At 74.7% G+C, this 26,113-nt stretch carries 13 protein-coding genes; 9 read left to right on the top strand and 4 right to left on the bottom strand.

Annotated elements, in window-relative coordinates:
• The first annotated feature begins 185 nt into the window (after positions 1 to 185).
• From DP939_RS14870 to DP939_RS14830, 9 genes are all read left to right on the top strand, one after another.
• Positions 186 to 1,421, top strand: coding sequence for an MFS transporter (locus DP939_RS14870; protein WP_225878256.1), 1,236 nt, complete (start codon positions 186 to 188; stop codon positions 1,419 to 1,421).
• A gap of 114 nt (positions 1,422 to 1,535) precedes the next feature.
• Complete coding sequence (locus DP939_RS14865; protein ID WP_225878255.1) at positions 1,536 to 2,543, top strand: ABC transporter ATP-binding protein; 1,008 nt, start codon at positions 1,536 to 1,538, stop codon at positions 2,541 to 2,543.
• A gap of 1 nt (position 2,544) precedes the next feature.
• Positions 2,545 to 3,312 (top strand): ABC transporter permease, encoded by a 768-nt coding sequence (locus DP939_RS14860; RefSeq protein WP_113981280.1) that lies wholly within the window; start codon positions 2,545 to 2,547, stop codon positions 3,310 to 3,312.
• On the top strand, positions 3,309 to 4,103 hold the full coding sequence (locus DP939_RS14855; RefSeq protein ID WP_113981279.1) for a hypothetical protein: 795 nt from the start codon (positions 3,309 to 3,311) through the stop codon (positions 4,101 to 4,103). The genes DP939_RS14860 and DP939_RS14855 overlap by 4 nt, the downstream gene beginning before the upstream one ends.
• Before the next feature lie 40 nt (positions 4,104 to 4,143).
• Entirely contained in the window at positions 4,144 to 9,504 is a 5,361-nt protein-coding gene (locus DP939_RS14850) for a type I polyketide synthase (protein WP_113981278.1), read from the top strand.
• 20 nt (positions 9,505 to 9,524) lie between these two features.
• Complete coding sequence (locus DP939_RS14845; protein WP_147267998.1) at positions 9,525 to 11,714, top strand: lantibiotic dehydratase; 2,190 nt, start codon at positions 9,525 to 9,527, stop codon at positions 11,712 to 11,714.
• Positions 11,707 to 16,638 carry a non-ribosomal peptide synthetase gene (locus DP939_RS14840; protein WP_113981276.1) on the top strand — a complete coding sequence of 1,644 codons (4,932 nt, stop codon included), beginning with the start codon at positions 11,707 to 11,709 and terminating at the stop codon, positions 16,636 to 16,638. The genes DP939_RS14845 and DP939_RS14840 overlap by 8 nt, the downstream gene beginning before the upstream one ends.
• A complete protein-coding gene (locus DP939_RS14835; protein WP_113981275.1) occupies positions 16,635 to 21,107 on the top strand; it encodes a non-ribosomal peptide synthetase in 4,473 nt (1,490 codons plus the stop codon). The genes DP939_RS14840 and DP939_RS14835 overlap by 4 nt, the downstream gene beginning before the upstream one ends.
• An 84-nt stretch (positions 21,108 to 21,191) precedes the next feature.
• On the top strand, positions 21,192 to 21,848 hold the full coding sequence (locus DP939_RS14830) for a YczE/YyaS/YitT family protein (protein ID WP_199565175.1): 657 nt from the start codon (positions 21,192 to 21,194) through the stop codon (positions 21,846 to 21,848).
• Here DP939_RS14830 and DP939_RS14825 read toward each other — a convergent pair.
• Genes DP939_RS14825 through DP939_RS14810 form a run of 4 tightly spaced genes read right to left on the bottom strand, consistent with a single transcriptional unit; the run spans position 21,845 to position 26,106 of the window.
• On the bottom strand, positions 21,845 to 23,047 hold the full coding sequence (locus DP939_RS14825; protein ID WP_113981274.1) for an amidohydrolase family protein: 1,203 nt from the start codon (positions 23,045 to 23,047) through the stop codon (positions 21,845 to 21,847). The genes DP939_RS14830 and DP939_RS14825 overlap by 4 nt on opposite strands.
• Complete coding sequence (locus tag DP939_RS14820) at positions 23,044 to 23,865, bottom strand: carbohydrate ABC transporter permease (RefSeq protein WP_113981273.1); 822 nt, start codon at positions 23,863 to 23,865, stop codon at positions 23,044 to 23,046. Before DP939_RS14820 ends, DP939_RS14825 begins: the two co-directional genes overlap by 4 nt.
• Positions 23,862 to 24,800, bottom strand: a complete 939-nt coding sequence (locus DP939_RS14815; protein ID WP_113981272.1) for a carbohydrate ABC transporter permease — start codon at positions 24,798 to 24,800, stop codon at positions 23,862 to 23,864. The genes DP939_RS14820 and DP939_RS14815 overlap by 4 nt, the downstream gene beginning before the upstream one ends.
• 10 nt (positions 24,801 to 24,810) lie before the next feature.
• Positions 24,811 to 26,106: an ABC transporter substrate-binding protein gene (locus tag DP939_RS14810; RefSeq protein ID WP_158578580.1), complete on the bottom strand. Its 1,296-nt coding sequence runs from the start codon at positions 26,104 to 26,106 to the stop codon at positions 24,811 to 24,813.
• Positions 26,107 to 26,113 lie beyond the last annotated feature (7 nt).

Genomic DNA, 26,113 nt, shown 5'->3' with positions numbered 1-26,113 from the left:
AACGGGAAGCGCAAGCGCAGGTCAGCGGTGTGGTGATCATCCGCGGCGGCCACATCCGGGCACGTCCGCCCGTCCGCCACGCCGGCTGCGCGGTACCCGGGGGGATCGGGCCCGCCCCCCTCTGCCCACATTGGTCGCGATAAAAACAGGTTTTTTGTGGTCAGACCACTTAATAAGCTCTAGTGGTGCACAAACTCCCCCGTCCTGATCGGGTCACCGTGCGCGCCCGGATGGGCGTCTTCGGCTACTTCTTCCTACTCGGTATCACCGTGGGCATGTGGTCGGCCGGACTGCCCGCGCTCAACGAACGACTCGACCTCGGCCCCGCCCGGCTGGGCACCGTGCTGCTGCTGGTCGCCGCGGGCGCGCTGGTCGCCATGCTGCTCGCCGGGCCGCTGGTGGACAGGTACTCCAGCAGGAGGGTGTCCTGGTTCACCGGGCCGCTGTCGGCCGTCCTGGTGATCGGCCCGGCCCTGGCACCCGGCTACCTGTGGCTCGCCGTGCTCGCGGTGGTCTTCGGCATCGGCCTGGGCACCGTGGAGGTGGCGATCAACGCCCACTCGGTGGAGGTCGAGCGGCGGTACGGGCGGCCGATCGTCTCGGCGTTCCACGGGGTGTGGAGCCTCGGCGGCGCGGCGGGCGGGCTGATGACCGCGGCCGGGCTGCAGGCGGGCCTCGACGGGCAGGTCCTGCTGATCGCGGCGGCCGTCGTGGTCCCGTTCGCCTACCTGCCGTGCGCCCGGCTGCTCGGCCCGGCGGTCGAGCCCCCGCGCGCGGCCCAGGCGACGCTGCTCTCCGGCACGACCCGCTGGGGGATCGTGGCCGTGCTCGGCGTGGTGGCGTTCGCCGGGCACCTGTCGGAGGGCGCGGCGATGGACTGGGCGGCCCTGCACGCCCGCTGGGTGCTCGACGCCGACCCGGCACTCGCGCCGCTCGCGTACACGATCTTCTCGGTGGCGATGACCACCGTGCGGCTGCTCGGGGACCCGCTGCGCGCCAGGCTCGGCGCGGTGCGCACGATCCGGCTGGCCGGCGTCCTCGCCGCCTGCGGTTACGCCCTCGTGCTGGCCGCGGGCGCGGTCCCCGCCGGGCTGGCCGTGGTGTGCGCGTGGGCCGGGTGGGGGCTGGCCGGCGTCGGGCTGGCCACGGTCATCCCGGTGATCTTCAGCGCGGTCGGCGCCTCCGGCGACTCGGTGGGCCGCGCGCTGGCCCTGGTCACCGCCTTCGGCTACACGGGCCTGCTGGCCGGGCCCGCCGCGCTGGGGTTCGTGGCCGAGTCCTTCTCGCTGCCCGCCGCCCTGGTGATCCCCGCGGTGTTCGCCGTCGTCGTCGCCGTCGCGGGCGGCCCCGGCATCCGCGCCATCCTGCCCACCGCCCGGCCGGCCGAGGACGCCGTCCCGGAACCCGCCACCGACCGCTGACCTCGGCGGTGGCGAACACCGGAAAAAATTCCGTCACTCCTGTCACAACCGGCCTCCCCAATAGCGTCCCCTGTCCGGCAGCGGTATGCCCGGCACCGGAAGGGAAGCCATCACGTGGGAATTCACCCCCGCCCGCGACGACTGTCAGAGGATGACGGCACGGCCCGGCGAGCGGTGGTCGTACGCGGCCTCGGACGTACCTACACCCGACGACGACGGCTCCTGCGCGGAGCGGCGACCGAGGTCGTCGCACTGGACGGCGTCGACCTGGAGATCGCCGAAGGCGAACTGCACGGCCTGCTCGGCCCCAACGGGGCCGGGAAGACCACCTTCTGCAAGATCCTCTCCACGGTGCTGACGCCGTCCACGGGCTCGGTGGCGGTCCTCGGCATGGACGTCGTACGCGAGGCGAGGCGGCTGCGCCCGCTGATCGGCGTCGTGATGGGCGGCGAACGCGGCCTGTACTACCGGCTCACCGGCCGCGAGTTCCTGATGTACTGGTCGGCCCTGTACGGCGTCGCCGACGCCGTGGCACGACGCCGGGCCGCGGACCTCCTGGACCGCCTCCGGCTCGCCGAACGCGCCGACGACCGGATCGAGACCTACTCCCGCGGCATGAAACAGCGCCTCCATCTGGCGCGCGGCCTGGTCACCGACCCGCGCCTGCTGTTACTGGACGAGCCGACCGCGGGGCTCGACCCGATCGGCGCGAAGACGTTCCGCGAAATGATCTCCGAGCTGCGCCGGGATCGCACGATCCTGCTGACCACCCACGACATGGCCGAGGCCGAGCAATTGTGCGACCGGGTCACGCTGATCGGCGGCGGCAAGGTGATCGCCACGGAGACCCCCGCCACGCTCGGGGCCGCGCTCACCCGGCATGAGCGGGTGGACGCCCACGGCGTCGGCGATGCCCTGCTGGCGGAGCTGACCGGCGTGGCGGGCGTCCTCGCGGCCGAGCGCCGCCCCGACGGCTGGGTCCGGGTGGAGACCGGCGCCGACGGCGTGTCGGCCGCGGTACTGCGCCTGCTGCTGGACGCGGGCGTGACCCGGGTGCGCACCTCGCTACCGGATCTGGAAGAGGCCTACGCCCACCTTCTCGGCCCGCGCGCGGACGCCTGAGATGCGAGCGGTTCGCGCGGCGGCGCGACTGCAGTGGTGGCTGATGCGCGGCGGGCTGGACGAGCGGCAGTCGTTCGTCCTGGCCCCGCTGTTCGTCCTGTTGTTCGCCGGGGTGGTCCGGGCTCGCGGGCACGAGGAGCTGACGGCCCAGGCGGCCCTCGGCGCCACGCTGGTCTGCCTGTGGAACCTCTGCGTCCAGATCAGCGGCGGTGTGGTCGCCAACGAGCGGCGGTTCGGCACGTTCGAGCTGACCGCGGCGGCCCCGGCGCCCTTCCCCACGGTGGTCATCGGGCGGGTGACGACCGTCGCCGCGGTGGCCCTGCTGGTGGTGCCCGAGGTCTGGCTGGCCACGCTGCTGTTCTTCGGCGAGGCGATCGAGGTGCCGCACCCCGGCCTGTTCCTGGCCGGGATCGTGCTGATCACCTTCGGGATGGCCGCCGTCGGGACCCTGATCGCCGCGCTGTTCGTGTACGCGCGCAACGTGGTCTATCTCCAGGTGGCCTTCACCTACCCGTTCTTCATCCTCGGCGGCCTGGTCGTGCCGGTCTCGCTGCTGCCGGAGTGGGTCCAGCCCGTCTCCCGGCTGGTCTTCCTGTCCTGGGGCGCCGACCTCCTCCGCGCGGCGCTGAACCCGGAGGCGCCCCGGGATGTGGGAATGCAGATCGCCGGGCTGTTCACCGTCTCCGCGCTGACCTTCGCGGCCGGGTGGTTGCTGCTGACCCGGCTGGTGGACCGGGCCCGCGGGCACGGGACGCTGGGGCGGGCATGAGGCGGGCGCTGCGCGTCCTGCGCTGGTCGCTGCGCCTGGGCCTTTCCGACCTCGGCACCGTCCACACCTGGCGGTCATGGGTGTTCGGCTGGCTCACGCGCGTCGTGGCGCAGGTGCTCTTCTTCAGCCTGAGCGGCCTGCTCGCCAGGGGCGCCGCCGACGTGCGGTTCATGCTGATCGGCAGCGCCGCGGTGATCGCGGTGCTGGAGGCGATGTCCATCATCGTGTGGGCCGCCGCCGACCGCCACATGGGCACCGCCGGGCTGGTCGTGATCTCACCGACCGGCTATTTCCCGGCCTTCGCGGCGCGCGGCCTGTACACCGTGCTGACCGGCACCGCCTCGTCCGTGGTCGCCCTGGCGGCCGGCGCGGCCGTCCTGCGGGTGGCGCTGTCCCCGGCGGCGATCCTCCTAGCGGTGCCGGTCATCGCGCTGGGCGCGACCTCCGCGTACTTCTTCGCCGGCGCGGTCGCCGCGCTCGTCGTCAAGACCGCGGGCGCGCACTGGTTCGCGCTGAACGTCTCCTACCTCCTCATCATGATCTGCGGCGGGTTCGTCATCCCGTTCGACGCCCTGCCGTACGCCGTGCGGGCCGTGATGTCCGCGATGCCGTACACGCACGCGCTGGCGGCCCTGCGCGCGGTGCTGGAGCCCGGCATGGATCTGCCGTTCGCGCTGGCGCAGTGCGGGTGGGAGATCGCGGTGACCGTCACCTGGGCGGTGATCGCCACGATCGTGTTCGACCTCGCCATCCGGCGCGAGCGCCGCCTGGGGGGCGCCCTGCTCGGATGAGCCGGCCCCGGTGAGCAAGCCCCCTGCGAAAGGAGCATGGATGTCCACGAATGAACGGGAGATCGCGATCGTCGGATTCGCGGCCAGGGTGCCGGGAGCCGACGACGCCGACGCCTTCTGGCGCAACCTCTGCGCCGGTACCGAATCGATCGGGCCGCTGGACGAGGAGGCGATGCGGTCACGCGGCGTCCCCGAGCACAGGCTGCGCGAACGCGGCTACCGGCCGGTCGGCGCGAGCGCGCGGGACCTCGACGCGTTCGACGCCGAGTTCTTCGGCCTCACCCGGCGCGAGGCGGAAATCTGCGACCCGCAGTTCCGGCTCTTCCTCGAACTCTCCTACACCGCGCTGGAACACGCGGGCCACGACCCGTGGGCGATGCCGGGGCGGGTGTCGGTGCTCGGCGGATCGGCGCTCGGCACCTACGGGCGGGAACACGTGCTGCGCAACCGGTCGGTGCGCAGGGCCGTCGGGGAGTCGAGCGTCCTGATCGGCACGAGCCCCGACTACATCGCCCCGCTGGTCTCCTACAGGCTCGGCTACACCGGGCCCAGCGTCTCGGTGTACACGGCGTGCTCGACCTCGCTGGTCGCGGTCCACCTCGGCGTGCAGAGCCTGCGCGCCCACCAGGCCGATGTCGTGGTCGCGGGCGGGGTGCAGGTGGACCTGCCGCTGGGCGGCGGCTACGTGTACCGCGAGGGCGGCATCAACTCCGCCGACGGCCACGTGCGGCCGTTCGGCGCCGACGCCTCCGGGACGGTCTTCGCCGACGGGGGCGCGACCGTGGTGCTCAAGCGGCTGCGCGACGCGCTCGCCGACGGTGACACGATCCACGGCGTGCTGCTCGGCTCGGCCGTCAACAACGACGGCGACCGCCGGGCCGGTTTCACCGCGCCGGGGGTGGCCGGGCAGATGGAGCTGATCGAGGCGGCCCTCGCCGACGCCCGGATCGGCCCCCGCAGCATCGGCATGGTGGAGGCGCACGGCACGGGCACCGTCGTCGGCGACCCCATCGAGGTGGCCGCCCTGACGTCGGTCTACCGCCGCTACACGGGCGACCGGGGGTTCTGCCGGCTGGGATCGGTCAAGGGCAACGTCGGCCACCTCGGCGCGGGCTCGGGCGCGGTCTCCCTGATCAAGACGCTGTACGCGCTGCGGACCGGGCTGATCCCGCCGTCCATCAACTGTGACGAGGTCAATCCGGCGCTGAACCTGGCCGAGGGACCGTTCGTGCTCGCCACCGAACCGGCCGCCTGGGACGCCGGGCACGCGGTACGCCGGGCCGCGGTCAGCTCCTTCGGCATCGGCGGCACGAACGCGCACGTCATCCTCGAAGGCGCGGCGCGGCGGCCCGCCGAGCCCGAGCCGGCCGCGTGGCGGCTCGTGCCCGTGTCGGCCCGGACCCCGCAGGCGCTGGACGAGGCGGCGGGCAGGCTCGCGGGGGCCTTGGAGGACGACTCCCTCGAACTGGCGCACGCGACGTACACGCTGCAGGAGGGCCGGCCCCGGTTCGCGCGGCGCCGCGCCGTCGTGGCCCGTACCCGCGCGGAGGCCGCGGACGCGCTGCGGGCCGGTCCCGACGCACCCTTCGCGGCGAGCGGCGAGGCCGGGCCGGGCGATCCGCGCGTCGCGCTGCTGCTGCCCGGCCAGGGCGCGCAGACCCCCGGCATGGGCCGCGGGCTGTACCGGGCCTACCCGGTCTACCGCGACGCGGTGGACGAGTGCGCCGATCTCCTGACGCCGTCGCTCGGCCTCGACCTGCGCGACCTCCTGCTGGCCGACCCCGGCGACGGGCAGGCCGCGGCACGGCTGCGCGAGACCGCGATCACCCAGCCGTCGGTCTTCGTGACCCAGTACGCCGCCGCCCGCCTGTGGGAGAGCCTTGGGGTGCGCCCGGCGGCGTTGCTCGGGCACAGCGTCGGCGAGCTCACGGCGGCCCACCTGGCCGGCGTGTTCACGCTGCCCGACGCGTTGCGCGCGGTCGCACGGCGCGGCGCGCTCATGCAGGCCACCGCGCGCGGCACGATGCTCGCGCTGCCGCTGGACGCCGACGCCGTGCGGCCGATGCTGCCCGGCGATGTCGAGATGGCCGCGGCGAACTCCCCGGCGGCGTGCGTGGTCGCCGGGTCCGGCGAGGCCATCGACCGTTTCGCAGAAGACCTCGCCGATCTCGGCATCACCGGCACGCCGTTGCGGACGTCGCACGCCTTCCATTCACAGCTGATGGAACCGGTGCTGGAGGAGTTCGCGGCGGCGCTCGCGGAGATGGACCTGCGGGCGCCGGAGGTGCCGTTCGTGTCCGGCCTGACCGGCGACTGGATCACCCCGGAGCAGGCCACGAGCCCGGCGTACTGGGCCGCGCAGCTGCGCGGCGAGGTGCGCTTCGACGCGGGCGTGCGCACGCTGCGGCTCGCCGGTCACGGCCACTTCCTGGAGGTGGGCCCCGGCGGGACGCTGACCGGCTTCGTCCGCAGGCACCTGCTGGACGCCGGGACGCCCGGCGTGCCGGTGGCGGGCATGCCGGGCGGGGGCGACGACGAGGCCGGCCTCTTCAAGGCGGCGGCCCGCCTGTGGACCACCGGCGTGGAGCCGGACTGGGAGCGGCTGGAGCGTTCGCGCGTCCGGCGGCGCGTCGCGCTGCCGTCCTATCCCTTCCAGCGCACCCGGCACTGGATCGAGCCCGACACCGGCCCCGGCGCGGACGAGGAGGCCGAGCCGGACATGGCGCGCCACAACCTGTACGTGCCCTCCTGGCGGCAGGAGCCGCGCCCCGCCGCCCGCCCGGTCGCCGGGGAGCACTGGCTGCTCGTCGGCGGCCCCCGCGACCTCGCGGACGCCGTGGCCGCGGCGGCGGCCGAGTCCGGTGTCGCGGTCACCATCGCCGGGTCCGGCCGGGGGACGCCGCTCGACCTGGACTCGCCGGCCGACGTCCAGCGGTGCCTGCAGCGGCTGACGGCGGACGATTCGCCGCGGATCCACCGGATCGTGTACCTGGACGGCCTGAACGCCGGGGCGCACGACCTCGATCAGCGCGCGGTCGCGCGCCGCGTGTACCGGCGGATGGCGGCGGTCGCCCAGGCCCTCGTGCGGTACTGCCCGCCCGGGACCGAGGTGATCGGCGTGACCGATCGCGTGTGGTCGGTCAACGGCGAGCCCGCCACACCGGCCGCGGTGACCGCGCTCGGCCCGTTGCTGACGCTGCCGCGCGAGCAGCCGTCGGTGACCGTCCGCCAGATCGACGCGGACGCCACCGCGCCCGTCCGCCGCCTGGCCTCCGCCCTGGTCGCCGAGGTGACGGCGGACGGCCCGGCGGACCGGGTGGCGCTGCGCGGCAGCCGCCGCTGGGTCCAGTCCTTCACCCCGCTGCCGGAGCCGCCGGGGCCGCCTGCGCTGCCGCCGCTGCGTCAGGGGGGCGTCTATGTCATCACCGGCGGGCTGGGCGGCCTGGGGCTGGCGGTGGCCGAGGAACTGGCCGCCACCGCCGGGGCCCGGCTGGTGCTGGTGGCACGGACCGCGATGCCGGAGCGCGAACGGTGGCCCGCCCTGCTGGACGCGCCGGGCACCGACGCCGGGACCCGCGGGCGGATCGCCGGGGTCCGGCGCGTCGAGGCCGCGGGCGGGGAGGTCATGACGGTCGCCGCCGACATCGGCGACCGTGACCAGGTGATCGAGGTGCTGGCGCTGGCGGAGAAGGAGTTCGGCGAGGTCAACGGCATCGTCCATGCGGCAGGGGTGCCGGGCGGGCAGTTGCTCGCCGTGCACGACGACATCGCCGCGGACGCGGTGTTCGCCGCCAAGCTGGACGGGGCGAGCGTCCTCGCGGAACTGGCCGGGGAGGGGCGCCTCCCGGAGGCGGACTTCGTCGCGCTGTTCTCGTCCATCGTCACGCTCAGCGCCGACTACGGCCACTGCGACTACATGGCGGCCAACCTGTACCTCGACGCGCTCGCCGCGGCGCACGCGGACGGCGAGCCGCGCTTCGTCTCCATCAACTGGTGGGGCTGGCGCGACGTCGGCATGGTGTCGGAGGCCGGTGGGTCCGAGGCGTTCCTGCGGTTCAGCCGGGCCCGCGAGGCCGCGTGGCGGACGCCGGTCGGCCACCCGCTGGTGGACGCCATGACCCGCGACGACGATGACGCCAAGGAGTTCGAGGTGCTGCTGCGGCCGGAGGCGCACTGGGTGTGGGCCGAGCACCGCATCGACGGTACGGGCTCGCTGCCGGGGACCGGCCTGCTGGAGATGGTGACGGCCTGCGCCCGCCACGCCTGGGGAAAGACCGCGGTGCGGATCGCCGACGTGCTCTTCATCGACCCGGTGTTCGTGTCCGCGGAGACGACCGGGCGGATCTCCTTCACCCCCGGCGCCGGGCCTGCCACCTGGGACTTCGCCATCGCCTTCCGCTCCGCCGGAGAGCCTGAGGAGAGGGTCCAGTGCAGGGGCACGGTGTACCTCGGCGTCACGGACCCGCCCCCCGCCGTCGACCTGGCCGCCTGCCGTGCCGGGCTGAGCGAGCGCGGCACCGCGCCGGAGGACGACGTGGTGCGGTTCGGCCCGAACTTCCAGGTCGTGACCGGCTGCTGGTCCGACGGCGAACGCGGCCTGGTCGAACTGAGCCTGCCCGCCGAACAACCCGCCGACACCGCGGACCTCATCGTGCATCCCGCGCTGCTGGACCGCGCGTCGTACGGGGTGCCCAGCCCCGAAGGGCACACCTACCTGCCCTTCTCCTACCGCACGGTCGAGGTGCGGGCCCCGCTGCCCCGGCACTGCTGGGCCGTGCAGACCTATCGCTCAGATCCGGCCCGGCCGGAGTTCATCGAGGCCGACATCACCATCGTGGACGACGCCGGGAACGTGTGCGTCGCCGTGGCGGGCTACAGCTGCCGGAGCGTCACCGCCCCGGCCGCGAGCGCGCCGCGGAAGGCGGGCGCGGCACCGGGCGGCGGGTCCATGCTCGCCACCGAGGACGGCCGGGCGCTGTTCTCGCGGATCCTCGCCACCTGGCCCGCGCATCAGGTCATCACCACGATCGGGCCGCTGTCGGCCCGGATCGAGCGCAGCCGCGCCTTCGACCAGGCCGCGGTCGCCGCGGTGGCCGCCGCCGGGAACCGCACAGGCGACACCGCCCGCCCGGAGGGCGTCGCCTTCGTGCCCCCGGGCACCGCGGTGGAGACGGCGCTGGTGACGTTGTGGAGCGACGCGCTCGGAGTGCGCGAGATCGGCATCGACGACGACTTCTTCGACCTCGGCGGGGAGTCGCTGACCGTGGTCTACCTCGCGTCCAGCATCCGTGAGCGGCTGGGCGTCGAGATCACCGTCGCCGACCTGTTCGAGCGGACCACCATCCGCGACCTCGCGCTGCTCGTGGAGGGGTCGGCGCACGACACGGGGGCCCACCGGTGACCGGGGAGGCCGTTCGCCCCGTGCGGCTCCGCCCGCTCGGGCCCGGCTGGGCGGTCTGGGACACCTTCGTCGTACGCCCCGCCGGGCTGCCCTTCGACTGGCTCGCCCTGGACGACGCCGGCCTGCTCGCGCAGCCGCTCTTCCGCGAGGCCCTGGCGTGGCAGAACCCCCGGCTCACCGCCCGGCTGCGGCCCGGCCGGGGGCGGGAGCGGCCGAGCGACCGCCGCGCGTTCCGGCGGGCGATCACGTCCTACGCCCAGCGGTACTGCGCCAAGAACGACACGATCGGCTTCTTCGGCCCCGCGGCCTGGGGCGCCTGGTCGGAGGGCGGCACCGCGGTCACTGCGGCGGGGCGGCCCCCACGGGCCCGGCGCGCCTCCTTCGAGCTGTGGGCGGTGCAGGCGATCGCGGACGCGCTGGAACGGCGGCACGCGCTGACCCCGTGGACCGTCGTCCATCTCGCGCCGGGGCTGCACCGCTCCGAGGCCGGGGTGATGCTGGCCGACGGCAGCCTGCTCCGGGCGGCCGAGGCCGACCTGCGGCTGCTCGCGCTCGTGGACGGCCGGCGCACCGGCGCCGACCTCGCCGCCGAGTACGGGCCGCAGGGCGCGGGCGAAGTCCCGCGCCGCCTCGCCCGGCTGCGCGCGATGGGCATCCTGACCTCCGGCTTCGCCGTCCGGCGCGGCGTCGCGCCGGAACGGTCGCTGCGCGGCCAGTTGCTCGGGGTCTCCGACCCGCCGCGGCGGGCCGCCGCGCTGGCCGACCTCGACGCCCTGGTGGCCGCGCGGGAGCGGGTCGCGGCGGCGGGCGGCGACCACGCGGCGGTCGAACGGGCCCAGCACGACCTGCGGGCCGCCTTCACCGGCCTGACCAGCCGAGATCCCGACCGCCGCCACGCCGAGTTTTACGCCGGGCGGACCCTCGTCTACGAGGACACCGTGGCCGATCTCGACGTCCGGCTCGGCACCGGCGTGCTGGGCCGGTTGGCCGCTCCGCTGACACTGCTGCTCGACTCCTCGCTCTGGTTCTGCAACGCGGTGGCGGACGCGTACGAGCGGCTGGCGGCCGAGCGGTTCGGCGTACCCGCGCGCGAGGCCGGTGGGGTGCCCCTCGCGACGGTGCTCGACGCGCTCGAACCGCTGTCGGTGCCGGGGGCCGCGGGTCCCGCCGACGCGGTCGCCGCGGAACTGACCCGCCGCTGGAGCGCGCTGCTCGGCGTTCCGGCCGAAGGCCCGGCCGTACGAGTGCGCAGCGCGGCGCTCCTGGACCGGGCCGCCGCGTCGTTCGCGACCGGGGAGCCGCGCTGGACCCGGGCCCGCTGGCAGAGCCCGGACGTCATGTTCGCCGCCGCCTCCCAGGCCGACCTCGCGGCGGGACGGTACCTCGCGGTGCTCGGCGAACTGCACGCCGGGCTGAACGCGACCGACCACCAGCCCTTCGACCGGGCGCATCCCGACCGGGCGGCGCTGCACGCGCGGATCGCCGCCGACACCGAGGGCAAGTTCGTCCCGCTCTACCTGCTGCGCGGCTCGATCCTGAACTCCCGGACGATGCCGCCCGACTGCCACCTGCCCGCCTCCGACACCTACCTGGGCACCGGCGGCGAGCCGCCCTACCAGCCCGCGGCGGCCCGGACGATCCCCGTCGCCGCGCTGCGCGTCCACCTGGACGGCGAGACGGCCATCGTCCGCACCGTCACCGGCGAGCACGTCGCCGGGCTCACCGAGGTCATCGGCGACCAGCTCAGCCATGCCGCGGCGCAACGGTTCGCCGTCCTGCCGCCCGCGCCGTACCGGCCGCGGGTCACCATCGACGACCTGGTGGTGAGCCGGGAACGCTGGAGGCTGCCGCTGCGGGAGTTGCCGCGCGCGGCGCAGGGCCCGCGGCGGCTCGCCGCCGCGCTCGCGGCCGCCACGTCGGCGCGGCACCGCCACCTGTTCGCCGCGGTCACGGGCGAACGCAAGCCGTTCCTGCTCGACGTCGAGAACGACGCGTCGCTCGAAGTGCTCGCGCACCGGCTCACCCGGCGGGCGGACGAGCACCCGGACGGGCACCTGACGCTCACCGAGATGCTGCCCGGGCCGGGCGACCTGTGGTTGCGCGACGACCTCGGGCGGCGGTACACGGCCGAGTTCCGGCTCGTCTGCGTCCGGGAGGCCGCCTTGGCGAACGCCGCTTCGGAAAGGGCGCGGGAGGCGGGCCGTGGCTGACGGGCGGATCGCGGAAGAGGTCGTGGCGGCGCTGTGGCGCGGGGAGCGGCCCGCGCCGGAGCGGGTCGCCGCGGCGGGCGGGCTCTACGCGCTGATCGCCGCGCGGGCGCGGCTCGACCCCGGCCTGACGGCGGTCCGCGACCCGCTGACCCGGCTGACCTACCGGGAACTGGACCACGCCGCCCGGACGGTCGCCGCCGATCTGCGGGCGGCCGGCGTCCGGCCCGGTGAGGTCGTCGCCGTGTGCGCCGGGCCTTCGGTGCCGTACGTGGCGGGCGTCGCCGGGGTCCTCGCCGCCGGGGCGGCGTTCCTCCCGGTGGACCCCGAGCTGCCACCGGCCCGCATCGGGCGACTGCTGGAGGACGCGGGGCCTGCCGCGTGTCTCGTTGCCGGGGAGGTCTCGCTCCCGGAGGGCGTCCGGAGCCTGCCGATCAGGCTGGACGGCCCGGCCCCACCCGAGCCGGTCATGGCCGGGGACGACGCGCTCGCGTACGTCCTCTACACATCCGGGTCGACGGGGCGACCCAAGGGGGTGCGCTGCCACCATCGGGGCGTGCTGTCCCTGCTCGGCGACCTCATCGCGCGGGCGCCGGTGCCGGTGGGCGCGGTGTGCGCGTGGTGGACCGCGCCGGGCTTCGACGTCTCGGTGTACGAGATCTTCTCGGCGCTGCTCGGCGGTGAGCTGCTGGTCGTCCCGCCCGCCGTGCGGACGGACCCCACCGGCTTCCTGGACCTGCTCGCGGCCGAGCGCGTCGCGAGCGCGTACGTCCCGCCGTTCCTGCTGGCCGACCTCGCGGACCGTGCCGAGGCCGGCCCGGGAAGCCTTGGCCTGCGGCGGCTGCTGGTCGGCGTGGAGCCGATCCAGGAGCGGCTGCTGCGCCGCATCGCCGTCGCGGCCGGCGGGGCGCGGGTGCTGAACGGGTACGGCCCGACCGAGGCGCACGTCTGCGCGACCGTCTACGAGGTGCCCGCCGAACCCGCGGCGGACGGCTCGCTCGGCCGGACGCCGATCGGCCGGCCGGTCGGCGGCTCCCAGGTCCATGTCCTCGATCCGCGCCTGGGGCCGGTATCGCCGGGCGAGGTCGGTGAGCTGTACGTGAGCGGCGCGGGCGTGGCGCACGGCTACCACCGGGCGCCGGAGGCGACCGCCGCCGCGTTCAGGTGGATCGACGTCGGTACGGGCAGGGTGCGCGCGTACCGGACCGGCGACCTGGTGCGCGAGCGGGCCGACGGCGAGCTGATGTTCGTCGGCCGGGCCGACGACCAGCTCAAGGTACGCGGCCACCGAGTCGAGCCCGGCGAGATCGAGGCCGTGCTCCTGGAGCACCGGGCGGTCCGCGCGGCGGCCGTCACCTGCCCGCACGACGCCCCCGACCTGCTGTGCGCCTACGTCGAGCCGGCCGAACCGCTCGACGCCGCCGCCGAGACGCTGCGCGCGCACCTGGCGGCCCGCCTGCCCGCGTACCTCGTGCCCGGCGTCATCGCCGTCGTCGACCGGCTGCCGGTGACCGCGCACGGCAAGCTGGACCGGGCCCGGCTCGCCCGCCGGACGCCACCGCTCGCCCCGGACGGGGACGGGCGTCCGGCGAGCGACGGCGAGAGGTACGTCCAGGGGGTCTGGGCCCGCGTGCTCGGCGGCACCGCCCACGGCGTGCACACGCACTTCCTCGACGTGGGAGGTCATTCGCTGGCCGCCATCCGCGTCGCCGGGCACGTACGCCGCGACACAGGGGCCGATGTCACGGTCGCGGACGTCTACGCGAACCCGACCATCGCCGGGTTCGCGGCGTCGCTGGACGCCCGGAACGCGGACTTCGGGCGGCCTGCGGCCCCGGCCCGTTCCGGCGCACCGCTGGCCCCGCTGTCCGCCGCGCAGGAGGCGCTGTTCCTGCTGCACCGCATGTACCCGGACAACCGCGCCTACCACATCCCGACGCTGCACGAGATCACCGGCCCGCTGGACACCGCCGCGCTGGGCCGCGCGCTGCTCGCCGTACGCGAGCGGCACACCGCGCTGCGCTCCACCCTGGTGGAGGTGGGTTCCACGGTCGCGCAGCGGGTGGGGCCCGCCGAACCGCTCCCGCTCGACGTCACCGACCTGGCCGGGCTCTCTGGCGAGCGGCAGGCGGCCGAACTGCGGCGGCTCGCCGGGGAGGCGAGCACCGCCGCGTGGGACCTGCGCGCCGAGCCGCCGCTTCGGGTGCGGCTGTTCCGGCTCGCCGCCCGGCGGCACGCCCTGCTGCTCGTGGCACATCACCTGTTCAGTGACGGCTGGTCGGTGGAGATCGTGCAGCGGGACCTGTCCGCGGCCTACCGGTCGATCAGGGCCGGGCAAGAACCGAACCTGCCCGAGGCGGCCCAGGCGACGGACTTCGCCAAGGCCGAGCGCGACCCGGAGCAGCGGGAACGGGTCGCCCGGCACGTCGAGTACTGGAAGCGGCGGCTGTCGGCCGCGCCGGTCCCGCGGTCGCTGCCCATGCAGCGGCCGCGCCGCCGCGAGCCGCGCTTCGCCGCGGACCGGCTGGGGTTCACCCTCGACCGGGCGGCGACGGAAGCGCTCCGCGCGCTGGCCAGGTCACGCGGGATCGGCCTGTTCAGCGTCCTCGCGACCGGCTTCACCACGGTCATCGCCCGCTATCTGGGGCAGCCCGGTTTCGTCCTGGGCGTGCCGGTCGCGGGCCGCGCCGACCCGGAACGCGCCGGGAGCGTCGGATTCTTCAACAACTCCCTGGCCGTGCCGTGCACCGTGGACGGCCGGGCTTCATTCGCCGGGAACGCCGCCGCCTTCCACGAGGAACTGCTCGCCGCCCTGTCGCACGACGAGGCGCCGTTCGCGCGGGTGGTCGCCGAACTCCGGCCGCCCAGGCAGCCGGGGGCCAACCCGTTGTTCCGGTTCTGGTGCAACATGCTCTCGTACCCGAGGCATCCGCTGCGGCTCGACGGCTGCGCCGTGCAGGCGTCGAGCCCGCCGGTGCCCGGCGCGCTGTTCGACCTCTCCTGTTACCTGACCGAGCATCCGGACCGTATCGAGGTCGAGCTGGTGTACGACGCCGACCTCTACGACAGGGACAGAATCGCCGCGCTGGCGGGACACTGCCGGGAGGTCTACGCGAACGCCTGCGCCGCCCCGGACGGGCCGGTGGGCGAGATGCTGTCCGCCGCGCCGGTCCCCCCGCGCGCCCCCGCGCCGGAGCAGGCCGCACCGGACATCGGCGAACTGTTCACGGCCGCCGCGTCCGCCCACCCGGACCGGCTCGCCCTGCGAACCGGCAGCACCGGCTGGACCTATCGGCGGCTCGCGCAGGCGGTGGACGAACAGGCCGGGGAACTGCGGCACGCGGGCGCGGGTCCCGGCCGCCCCGTCGCGATCCTCGCCGACCGCACCCCGCGCCTGGTCGTCGGCATCCTCGCGGCCCTGCGCACCGGCACCCCTTTCGTTCTGCTCGACCGCGCCCATCCCGGACCACGGCTCCGCCGGATGGCGGCCCGCAGCCTGCCGCGCACCTGGATCGACGCCACCGCCCCGGGCGCGACGGCGGACGGCCGCGGCCTCTCCCGCCTACCACGCGCCGATGCCGGCACGACCGGGGTGACCGGCGAGGTGCCGGTGGAGGCGGCCTATATCGCGTTCACCTCCGGGACCACCGCCGAGCCGCGGGGGGTCGTGGTGGGGCGGGGGCCGTTGGCGGCGTTCACCGAGCGGCATCGGGCCGAGCACGGCATCGGGCCGGGCGACCGGTTCGCCCTGCTGGCCGGGATCGGGCATGATCCGCTGCTGCGCGAGGTGCTCGTCCCGCTGACCAGCGGCGCGGCCCTGCTGATCCCCGGCCCGGAGGAGGCGGCGAACCCGGCGCGGCTCGTCTCCTGGCTGGCCGGGGGGCGCGTCGGCGTCCTGTACGCGACCCCGGCGACGGTCCGCGTCCTGGCCGGTGCCGCGCAGGCCGCCCGGATCACCCTGCCCGCCGTGCGGCTGCTGGGCTTCGGCGGGGCCGCCGTCGAGCCGGGCGACGTCCACTCCGCCCGCCGAATGGCGCCGAACGCGCGCCTGGAGTCCTACTACGGCGCCACCGAGACGCCTCAGGTCGTCGCCGTCGCCGACCCGTCCGACGCCCGCGCCGCGCCCCTGATCGGCACCGGCTACGGGGAGGCCCGCCTGCTGGTCGTCGAGCCGGACGGCCGTCCGGCGCCGGTGAACGTCGCCGGGGAGATCGTGGTGAGCGGCCCGCACCTCGCCCTCGGCTATCTCGGCGATGACGTGGCGACCGCGCAACGCTTCCACTCCGTCCCGGAGGACGGCCCAGGGGTGCGCCGCTACCGCACGGGCGACCGGGGCTGCCGCCGCCCGGACGGGCGGATCGAGTTCGGGGGCAGGCTGGATCGGCAGCTCGACCTACACGGCACCCGCGCCGAGCCCGGCGAGATCGAGTACCTGGCGCGCACCCACCCGCAGGTCCGCGAATGCCTGGTGACCGGGCCGGGCGAGACCGGCGTCGAGGTGCTGACCGCGTACGTGGAACCGGCCGGTCCGGGGTTGACCGCGGCCGACGTGCGGGGCCATCTCGCCGCCCTGCTGCCCGTGGCACTCGTACCGGCCGACATCGTGCTGGTCGCGGCGATCCCGCTCAACCCGCACGGCAAACCCGACCCGCGCCTGCTGCCCGCACGGCCCGCCCCGGTCCCGCGCGCCGGCGGCCCGGTGGCCGAGCGGATCGCCGCCATCTGGTCGGCGGCGCTCGGCGTACCGTACGACGGGCTCGACGACAACTTCTTCGACGCGGGCGGGACATCGGTCACGCTGCTGACCGTGCGAGCCCATCTGGAACGGCTGACCGGCAGCGAGGTGCCGCTGAGCACGCTCTTCGCGCACCCGACGGTACGGACCATGGCCGCCGCGCTGTCCCACCTGAAGGAGGCGGAACGATGAAACGCGTCGTCCAGGCCGGTCCGGCGCAGGAGCGCATGTGGCTCACGCAGCAGTTCGACCCCGCGAATCGCGCCTACCACGAGTCGCTGGCCCTCGACCTGCGCGGCCGGTTCGACCTCGCCGCCCTGCGGCTCGCCCTCCAGGACGTCGTGAGCCGTCACGAGGCGCTGCGCTGCGGGTTCCGGCAGCGCGACGACGGCGAACTCGTGCAGGTCGTCCACCCCTATGTGCCGGTACGCCCTTCCGTCGTGGACCTGACCTCCGCGCCCGGGCGGGTCGCGGCCGAGATCGAGGCGGCGATCGGCGAGCCGTTCGCGCTGGCGCACGCCCCGCTGCTGCGGTGCGTCGTGCTGAGGCTCGGCGACGAGCACCACGTCCTGCTGCTCGTGCTGCACCACATCGTCTGCGACGAGGGCTCATGGGTCGTTCTGCTCGACGAACTGTTCGGCGCGTACGCCGCGCGCCTCGCGGGCGGTGAGCCGCGGCTGCCGCCGGTCTCCTGCCAGTACCCCGGCCACGCCGAGCAGGAGCGCCGCCGGCTGCGCGACGGCGAGGCCGGCCCCTCGATGGACTACTGGCTGCGCGAGTTGGAGGGGGACCCTCCGGCCCATCCGCTGCCGCAGAGCGTGCCGCCCGGCGGCGCGGGCCCCGCGGGCGAGGAGCGCGCCGAGTTGCCGGCCGGACTGTACGAGCGGGTACGGGCGCTGAGCCGGGATCGGCGGTTGACCCCTTTCGTCGTGCTCTCCGCGGCGTTCGGGTACCTGCTGCACCGGCACGGTGGGCTGGAGGAGTTCGTCGTCGGCACCCCGGTGACGACGCGCCTGCGCCCGGGCGCGTTCCGCGCCGTCGGGCCGTTCGTCAACACCTGCCTGCTGCGCATGGACCTTCGCGGCGGACCGTCCGTCGGCGAGTACCTTGAGCGCTGCCGCGCCACCGTGGTCGGGATGCTGGACCACCGGGACCTGCCCTTCGAAACGCTCGTCGCGCGCCGCCGCCGCGGCTCCGGCTCCCACGCCGCGACGCCCTTCCAGATCATGTTCAACGTCGGGAGCGGCGCCACCGTCCCGGAGCGGATCGATCACCTGTCGCTGGACGTCTCGTTGCTGCCGGCCCACGCCGGACACGCGAAGTTCCCGCTGTCCCTGCTGGTCGATCCGGCCGGCGGCCGCCCTTCGGTGGTGGCCGAGTACGACACCACCGCCTTCTCCCGGGCGACGGTCAGATCGCTGCTGTCCCACTACGCCGCGGCGATCGAGGGGATGCTCGCCGAACCGGGCACACCGCTCGCCGCGGTGGAGATCCTTGGCGCGGACGAGAAGGACACGCTGGAGGCATGGGGCCAGGGTCCTCTTTGTCCCGTACCATCCGATGTCACACTCCCGGCGCTCCTGGAACGGCGGGCCGCCGACCGGCCCGACGCCCCCGCGGTATGCCTCCTGGACCGGCACCTCACCCACGGTGAGCTGAACCGCAGGTCGAACCGGCTGGCCCGCCACCTGCGCCAGGCCGGCGCGGGGCCGGAGTACCTGGTCGGGGTCCTGGGCGCGCGGACGCCGCAGACGCTGGTCGCGCTGCTGGGCGTGCTCAAGTCGGGCGCGGCGTACCTGCCGATGGACCACGACCACCCACCGGAACGCCTTCGCCACATGATCCGCGACAGCGGCGCCCGGCTGATGCTGACCGGCCACGACATCGACGGCGGGCACATCGCCCACGACCCGGCGCTCTTCGGCCCGGCGCGCGTCATCTGCCTCGACTGCGCGGCGGGCGACATCGCGGCGCAGCCGGACGGACCGCTGGGACACCGGCCCGCTCCCGAGGACCTCGCCTACGTCATGTACACCTCCGGCACGACCGGCGAGCCCAACGGGGTGATGGTCGAGCACCGCGCGCTGCTGAACCACGCGTACGCGATGATCGACGCCTTCGGGCTGAGCGCGGACGACCGCGTCCTGCAGTTCTCGGCGCTGGGCTTCGACGTCGCTACGGAGGAGATCTTCCCGACCTGGCTCGCCGGAGGCCGCGTCGAGATCGCCCCGAATCGGGTGGTCTCGGTACCGGACCTGACCGCGCACCTGCGCCGGACGGGCGTCACCGTGGCCAACCTCCCCACCGCCTACTGGACGCACTGGGCGGCGGAACGCCGCCGCATGGGCACCGCCCTGCCCCCGTCGCTGCGCATGGTGGTGGTGGGCGGCTCCGCCGTCCCGGCCGCCGCCCTGCGCGACTGGGACGGCCCGGATGCCGAACGGGTGCAGGTGGTGAACGCCTACGGTGTCACCGAGGCGACCATCACCAGCACGGTCGAGCACGTCACGGGCGGTGCGGACGGCTACGGGGCGACGGTCCCCATCGGGCGGCCGGTGGGCGGCACCGTGGCCCGGGTTCTCGACGGCGCGATGCGGCCCGTGCCGGTGGGCGTGCCCGGGGAGCTGTGGCTCGGCGGTGCCGGTGTCGCCCGCGGCTACGCCGGCCGCCCGGCGCTGACCGCCGCACGGTTCGTGGCCGATCCCGCGGGCCCGCCGGGAGCGCGACTGTACCGGACCGGGGATCTCGTCCGGTGGCTGCCCGGCGGGCGGCTGGAGTTCCTGGGCCGCGCCGATGACCAGCTCGACATCCGGGGCCATCGCGTGGAGCCGGTGGAGGTGTCCGCCGTCCTGGCCGGACATCCGGGCATCGCGGAGGCCGCGGTGGGGCTGCGGGACGGCCGGCTGGTGGCCTGGGTCGTCACGACGGGGAACGCGCCCGGCCTCCCGGGGGAACTGCGCGACCGGCTCGCGCGGCGGCTGCCGGACCACATGATCCCGTCCGCGTGGGTCGCCGTGCCCGCCCTCCCGCTCTCGGCCAACGGCAAGATCGACCATGCCCGCCTGCCGTCCCCCGGTACCGCGCCGGAGAGCGCCCGGACCGCCTCCGGCCCGGTGGAGAGGCGGCTCACCGCCATCTGGGAACGGGTGCTCGGCCGCTCGCCGATCGCACCGCACGACGACTTCTTCGCCCTCGGCGGCGACTCCCTCAGCAGCCTCGGCATCGTCGCCCAGGCCAGGGAGCACGGCCTGCGCCTGAGTCCGCAGGACGTCCTAAGCCGTCCGACCATAGCCGAGCTGAGCGCCGCCGTGACCCTCGATCCGGCCGGTCCCCCACCGGACGAGGACCCGCCGGACGACTCCCCCGTGCCGCTGACGCCGATCCAGCACCGCTTCTTCGGCCTGGACAACCCGGCCCCGCAGCACTGGGACCAGGTGATCGTCTACGAGGTGGACCGCCGCATCGACATCGGCCTGCTGGAACGAGCGGCGATCGAGGTCATCGACCGCCACGACGCCCTGCGGCTGCGCTTCACACGCACGCAGGACGGCTGGCGGCAGACCATTGGAAGGCGCGGCGAGAGCGCCCAGCCCCTGGTGCACCCGATCGACCTGACGGAGGTCCCTCCCGCCGGCCGGATGGACGCCCTCGACGCGCATGCCGCGCGGCTCCAGGCCGGGCGCGGCCTCGCCGAGGGGCCGCTGCTCTTCATCCTGTACGGCGTCACCCCGCCCGGGCAGCCGGACCTGCTGCTGCTCAGCGTCCACCACCTCGCCGTGGACGGCCCCTCCACCGCGATGCTGCGCGAAGAACTGTTCAGCGCCTACGACCTGCCGGCGACCGGGCGGGCGGCGTCCCCGCCGCCCGTACCCGTCTCGTACGCCACCTGGGCGCGGTGGCTGGCCGGGCACGCCCGCGACCCGGCCGTCCTCGGCGACCGCGGCTTCTGGACGGCGCAGGTGGCCTCGGGCGCGTACCTGCCGCCACCGGACCACGTCCTCGGCCCCGCGGACGAGGGATCGGCGGCCACCACCGGGTTCCGGATCGACGCCCCCACGACGGACGCCCTGCGCGCGGCCTTCGCCGGGCGGGTCCACGAAGCCCTGCTCACCGCGCTCGCACTCGCGCTCGGCGACCGGATCGGCGCCCCCGGCGAACTTGTCGTGGACCTGTTCGACCACGGCAGGCGGCCGGCCGACCCCCGCATGGACGTCAGCCGCACGATCGGCTGGTTCTCCTCCGTCTTCCCGCTGCGCGTCCCGATCGCCCCGGACGCGGACCCGGCGCGGGCCGTGCGGGAGATCGGTTCCCGGTGGCGCGCGGTGCCGCACGCCGGGCTGTCCTACGGCCTGTTGCGCCACTGCCATCCGGACGGACCCCTGGTGCCGCCGTCCCCGGCGCAGGTGTCCTTCAACTACCTGGGTTCCGTCGAGGGAACGCCACGGGCGATGCCGCTGCGGCAGGCGCCGGAACGCCGCATGAAGGTCCGCGACGACCGGGCGCTGCGGCCATGGGCGCTGTCGTTCCACGCCGCCGTCGTCGAGGGGCGGCTGGGCGTGCGGCTGGTGTACAGCCGTCGCCTGCACCGCCCGGAGACCGTCGCCGCGCTCTGCGAGCGCTACCGGGCCGCGGTGTCCGCGCTGCTCAAGGCACCGGGGTAGCCGCTCCGGCGCGGCGGTTTCCATCACCGGGAACGGCCGTGGGAACGTAGGACTCCCCCCGCGAGGTGACGGTGGGGGGAGCACATGGGCGGCGTTCCGTGGCGCCGGGCCGCCATCGGCGACGCGGCGGAGCGGCATCTGGCCGTGCGCCTTTCGATGGTGCTGGCCGGGCTGACGCTGAACGGCGTCGCGATCACCATGCTCATCCGGGCCGAGCTGGGTCTCGGCCCCTGGGACGTGCTGCACCAGGGCCTGGCCACCCGGACCGGCCTCGGCTTCGGCCTGGTCGTCATCCTGGTGGGGCTCGCCGCGCTGCTCCCCTGGTGGCCGCTGCGCGAACGGCCGGGCGTCGGCACGGTGCTCAACGTGTTCGTCGCCGGGATCGTCATCGACCGGCTGCTGACCGTCACCGCGCCCGCCACGCAGTGGTGGTCGCGCGGCGCGCTGATGGCCGGCGGGGTCGCGCTGTTCGCGCTCGGCCAGGGCATGTACCTCGCGCCCCGGCTGGGAGCCGGGCCGCGTGAGGGCCTGATGACCGGCGTCCACCGCAGGTTCGGCATCTCCATCCGGCTGACCAGGTTCCTGATCGAGGTGGTGATCCTCGCCCTCGGGATCGCCCTCGGCGGCTCCGCCGGGCTCGGCACGGTCGTGTTCACCCTGGCCATCGGCCCGCTCGTGCAGGCCGGGATGCGGCTTTGCGGATACCGGGACCGGGCCGCCCCCGAGGCGGCCGGGGCCTAGAGGTCGATGCCCGCGGCGAACTCGGTGCGGGCGATGGTCCTGGACACCACGCGTCCGCGCCGCCACACGATGCGGTCGGCGGGCGCGCGGGCCACGGCCTCGCCCAGGGAGACCGCGCGTACCGCGACCAGGTCGGCCGCCGCGCCCGGCTCGGGACCGGCGGGCGGCAGCCCGAGCAGCGCGCGGGCGTCCGGGCCCACCATGGCGGCGGCCTCGCGTACGTCCTGGTGCCCGGCGGTGACCAGCAGCGAGGCGGTCTCCAGCGGGTCGCAGCGGCCGGTCGGGTTGAACGGGTCCTGTACGTTGTCCGCGCCCGCGGCGACGGTGACGCCGTGCTCGCGCAGCGCGCCGATCGCGGTCAGCCCGCGCCGGCCGTCCTTCCTGCCCTGGAGGTAGAGGTTGGTGGCGGGCAGGGTGACCACGCCGACACCGGCCGCGCCGGTCTGGGCGGCCACCTCCAGCGCCGCCGCCCCGGGCAGCGCGCCCAGCGCCACGCAGTGCGCCGCGGTGACCGGGAAGGGGTGGGCGGCGGCCAGCCGGGCGACGTCCGGCAGGGTCAGCCCCGTGGTGTCGGTGGTCTCGTCCACGTGCAGGTCCAGCCCGCACCCCAGTTCGGCGGCGACCTCGAAGCAGGTCTCCAGCGCGGCGCGGGGGTCGGGCTCGCTGAACGGGTTGCCGCCGATCAGGTCGGCGCCCTCGGCGACGGCCGCGCGCAGCAGTTCGCGGTGCGCGGGCGGCCCGCCGGGCGGTACCGCGGCGTGCGCCACGATCTGCAGGTCGATGACGGCGGCGACCTCCTCGCGCAGCGCGGCCATCGCCCGCACCGCGCGCACCCCGGAAAGCGGCCCGCAGCCCGTCTGGCAGCGCACGGCGGTGGCCCCCGCGGCCAGGAACAGCCGCAGTGCCGCCCGCGCGCGGGCGGCGATGTCGGCGGGGTCGGGAGCGGCGGCCACGCCCGAGTAGCCGAGCATCGCCCCTGCGAGATCCCCCGTGGCGTTGGCCGCCCGGCCGGCGGTGAACGCCTTGTCCAGATGGACGTGCGGCTCGGCGAACGCGCCGAGCAGCAGCCATCCGGCGAGGTCGCTGACCGCCTCCCCCGGGCGCGGCGCGAGGTCGCCGACCTCTTCGACCAGGCCGTCCGCCAGCCGTACGTCCGCGGTGCCGCCGCCCGGCAGCAACGCGCCGCGCAGCAGCGTCACCCCTTCACCCCGCCGCCCGCGATCTGGGTGAGGTAGCGCTGCAGGAACGCGAAGATCAGCACCACCGGCAGCGTCATCAGCACGCCGCCCGCCAGGAGCTGGCCCCAGTCGGTGGTGTACTGGCCGACCAGGGAGTCCAGGCCGACCGACAGCGTGCGCTTCTCGTCGCTGTTGACGAACGTGTTGGCGTACAGGAACTCGTCCCAGGCCAGGATGATGCTGAACGCGCCCGCCGCGGTGACGCCGGGCAGCGCGGGCGGCAGCAGCACCCGCCACAGCGCCCGGAAGTGCCCGCACCCGTCGATCAGCGCGGCCTCCTCGATCTCCTTGGGCACGGTGACGAAGTAGTTGCGCATCATCCAGATGCAGAACGGCAGCGCGAAGGTGACGTAGACGAGGATCAGCCCGCTGCGGGCGTCCAGCATGCCCAGGTTGCGCAGGATCTTGTACAGCGGGATCGCCATCAGCACCGCGGGGAACATCTGCATGGCCACCACCGCGAGCAGCAGCAGCCTGCGCCCGGTGAAGGGGAAGCGGGCCAGCGCGTACCCGGCCAGGATCGCCACGACCAGCGCGAGCACCGTGGTGAGCAGCGCGACCACGGCGCTGTTGACGAAGTAGAGCGGGAAGTTGCCGGTGGCGAACAGGTTCTCGTAGTTGCCGGTGTACAGCGACTGCGGCAGGAACCCGTTGACGACCCCGTTCAGCTCCTGCGGCTGCTTGAAGCTGGACAGGACCATGAACACGAACGGCCCCGCGAACAGCACCACGGCCACCAGCGCGCCGACGTAGACCAGCGGCCTGCCCAAGGCCCTCATCGCTTCCGCCCCTCGACCAGATAGAAGTAGACAGTGCTCAGCAGGAACAGGAAGGCGAACAGGATCATCGCCACCGCCGCCGCGCGCCCGAAGTCGAACTGCGTGAAGGCGTACTGGTAGGCGAGCGTGGTCAGGGTCTCGGTGGCCCCGGCCGGTCCGCCCCTGGTGAACATCCAGATGCCGTTGAAGTTGTTGACCGAGTAGCCCACGGTCAGCAGGCCGGCCAGCGCGATCGACGTGCGGATGCCCGGGATGATGACGTACCGCAGCCGCTGCGGGGCGCCCGCGCCGTCCAGCATCGCCGCCTCGTGCAGTTCCTTGGGGATGGTCTGCAGCCCGGCCAGCAGGATGACCGCCACCAGCGGCGTCCACTTCCAGGTGCTGAGCAGGATGAGCACCGGCATCGCGGTGGACTCGTCGGCCAGCCACTGCGGCGACTGGTCGACCAGGCCCAGGTTGAGCAGGAGCTGGTTGAAGGGCCCGGAGGTCGGGTCGAGCAGGAACCGCCAGACCAGCGCCACCACCACGGAGGGAACGATCCACGGGATGATCACCACGCTGCGGAAGAACGCCCGCCCGGCCAGCTTCTGGTGCATGAGCATGGCGAGCGCGAACCCGAGCACCAACTGGAGCACCAGGTTGGCCACGCCCCAGATCACCGTGTGCCAGACCGCGGTCAGCAGCACCGGGTCGGTGAGCACGGCCACGTAGTTGGAAAGGCCTGTGAACCGGTCGGCGCCCGGCTGGGTCAGGATGCTGTGGTTGAAGCTGGTCCACAGCCCGTCGAGCACCGGGTAGCCGAGTACGCCGCCCAGCAGGAGCACGGCGGGGGCCAGGTAGGCCCACGGCCGCCGGCCCCGCCGCGGCCGCCGCGGGGCGGACGGGACGCGGGAGGCCGGGGCCGCAGCCGACTCCTTGAGGTGAGTCGTTGCCATCAGGGGCCTTCTATCCGCGCGACAGTGCCTGGGTGGCGGCCGTCGCGGCTTCGTTGAGCGCCTGTTCGGGGGACTTCTTCTTCTGGATGACCGAGTCCCAGGCGTTCGCCATCACCTGCCACTCGATGTCGCCCCACGCGGTCACCGCCGGGCGCGGCCGGGCCGAGGCGGCCTGCTGGATGAAGACCTGGTGGGCCTCGTCCAGACCGGTCATGGAGCCCTTGGCGACGTCGGTGCGGGCCGGGATCCGCTGGTAGCCGTCCCGCAGCACCTTCTCCTGGGCGGCCGAGGTCAGCCAGGAGACGAACCCCCAGGCCGCGTCCACGTCCTTGCAGGCGCTGGTGATGCCGACCGCGTTGCCGCCGAGGACGGTGGCGCCCTCCTTGCCCTTGGGCAGCGCGGCCACGCCGTACTCCAGGCCGGGGTTGCCCTTGGCGATGGGGGCCAGCCCCCAGTCGCCGATGGCCAGCATGGCCACCTTCTCGGTGAGGAAGGGCTGGATGTACTGGTCCCACGCCTGGGTGACGCCGAGGAAGGTCGGCGGGACCACGCCGTGGGTCAGGTGCAGCCCGGCGTAGAAGTTCCACGCCTCAAGCCCCTCGGGGCCGTTGAACAGCGCCTTGGTCCCGGCGTCGTCCAGGATGCGCCCGCCGTTCTGCCACAGCCACGGCCAGAACAGGAACGATCCATAACCCTGCGCGCCCAGCATGTACCCGTGCCGCCCGCCGCCGGTCAGCTCCTTGGCCGAGGCCAGCAGCTCGTCCCAGGTGCCGGGCGGGCTTTGGATGCCCGCCTGCTGGAACAGCTTCTTGTTCCACAGCAGCGCCACGTTGGAGGTGTCGAACGGCACGGCGTGGACGGCGTCCTTGAAGCTTGCCGCGGCCACGTTGCCCGCGAAGAACTCCCCCTGCGTCGCCTTGAACCGGCCGGTCACGTCCACCAGCATCTTGGAGGCCGCGAACTGCGGGATCGAGGAGACGTCGGCCACGACGATGTCGGGACCGCCGCCGCCGGCCAGCGCCGTGGTGATCTTCTTGGCCAGGTCGTTGGCCGGGAAGCCCTCGACGTTGATGGTGAGCCCCTGCTTGCCGCCGTACTCCTGGGCGGCGGTCCGCAGCGCCGCCTTGGCGTCGCCCGCGAACGCGGTGGAGGCCCACAGCGTCAGCGTGCCCTTCGCGCCGCCGCCGGAACCGCCGCCGCTGCCGCCATCGTTGCCACACGCGGCCAGCATGGCCGTGGCGGCGATGCCGCCGGTGGCGCGGAGCAGCCCGCGGCGGCTCATCCGCATGTTGGGGGTTTGACTCATGGCTGTC

The organism is Spongiactinospora rosea, from assembly GCF_003315795.1.
Lineage (GTDB): Bacteria > Actinomycetota > Actinomycetes > Streptosporangiales > Streptosporangiaceae > Spongiactinospora > Spongiactinospora rosea.
Note: the sequence above shows the minus strand (reverse complement) of the source record. Positions and strands in the feature narration are given on the sequence as shown.